This is a genomic window from Anaerobiospirillum succiniciproducens DSM 6400 (genome assembly GCF_000482845.1).
In the GTDB taxonomy this organism is placed as follows: Bacteria; Pseudomonadota; Gammaproteobacteria; order Enterobacterales; family Succinivibrionaceae; genus Anaerobiospirillum; species Anaerobiospirillum succiniciproducens.
In genome coordinates this window covers 1-1,165 of sequence record NZ_AXWV01000159.1, presented here as the reverse complement: position 1 = coordinate 1,165, position 1,165 = coordinate 1, and the positions used below count along the sequence as shown (strand labels likewise).

Here is a 1,165-nt window from a genome sequence, read left to right as displayed (position 1 = left end):
CTACCTGAAAGAAGTAGTCGCCATCACCATTCTTTAAAGTATCCAGTGCATTACCAGTTTTACCGCCTAAACCATCTTTAGCACCAAGACTCATCAGAACATGTGCACCTGCAAAGGTTGTCTTATGGCCAATACGGGCGACCTCAGCGCAAAGAGCAGTTACTTCCTCTTGAAGAGCCTTACGATCTTTCTCAGTGTTAGTACCGTTAGCGGCTTGGACGGCGAGAGTACGGATACGCTGTAGCATGTTGGTGGTCTCATCGAGAGCACCTTCAATGGTCTGAGCTAAGGCGATACCGTCGTTAGCGTTACGATTTCCCTGATTTAAGCCATTTATCTGGGATGTTAAGCGATCAGAGATCTGCAGACCTGCTGCATCATCCTTAGAGCTATTGATGCGGAGGCCGCTTGATAGTCTTTGGTATGAGGTATTTAGCGCAAGAGTGGAGTTTGCAAGCTTGCGCTGAGCATTAATGGAGCTCACGTTAGTGTTAACGTATAAAGCCATATTTCTCTCCTTATATTGTTTCAGTAAAGAGATGGCTTACAAGCTCTATCTCCACCATGTACTACATGCAATCTATGTATTCGTAAAGGGCATATAATGCCACTTACGAATAAACAGTCTGCGATTTTATAATCGCTTAAATAAGGCCGTTATGGCGGACGGCCTTAAGCGATATGAGAAAACTAAACTTTTATTTGCGACCTATTAACCGCCGAGTAAGCTTAAAGCTACGGTAGGACGCTGGTTAGCCTGAGACAGGATTGTCTGTGAGGCCTGCTGAATAATCTGGTTCTGAGTTAATGATGCAGTCTCAGATGCAAAGTCAGTATCACGGATACGTGAACGGGCATCAGACTCATTTTCAGCAATAGAGCTCTGATTGCGAATGGTGCTTTCCATACGATTTTGGATTGCGCCTAGGGCCGCACGCTTTGAATCAACTAATTCAATGAGTCTATCTATGTTTCCAAGTGTTGCCTGGGCAGTAGAGGCATCTTTAACTGTGAAGATGGCAATACTGTTATTAGCACCAGCCGTAGTCAGACCATTTGTTTTACCTTTCCAGTCAGCCTTTTTTAATCCAGCCATATCAGCAATACCAGAAAGATGGAAGCCCTCTTTGATTTGCAGTTTGATCAGATCTTGAGCATTGGCACC

At 44.5% G+C, this 1,165-nt stretch carries 2 protein-coding genes; both read right to left on the bottom strand.

Annotated elements, in window-relative coordinates; all coding sequences use genetic code 11:
• Positions 1-508: flagellin N-terminal helical domain-containing protein (locus tag H524_RS0112020; protein WP_027940359.1), on the bottom strand; the 508-nt coding region annotated here is incomplete at its 3' end.
• 204 nt (positions 509-712) lie between these two features.
• On the bottom strand, positions 713-1,165 hold a 453-nt coding region (locus H524_RS15845; RefSeq protein WP_027940358.1), incomplete at its 5' end, for a flagellin.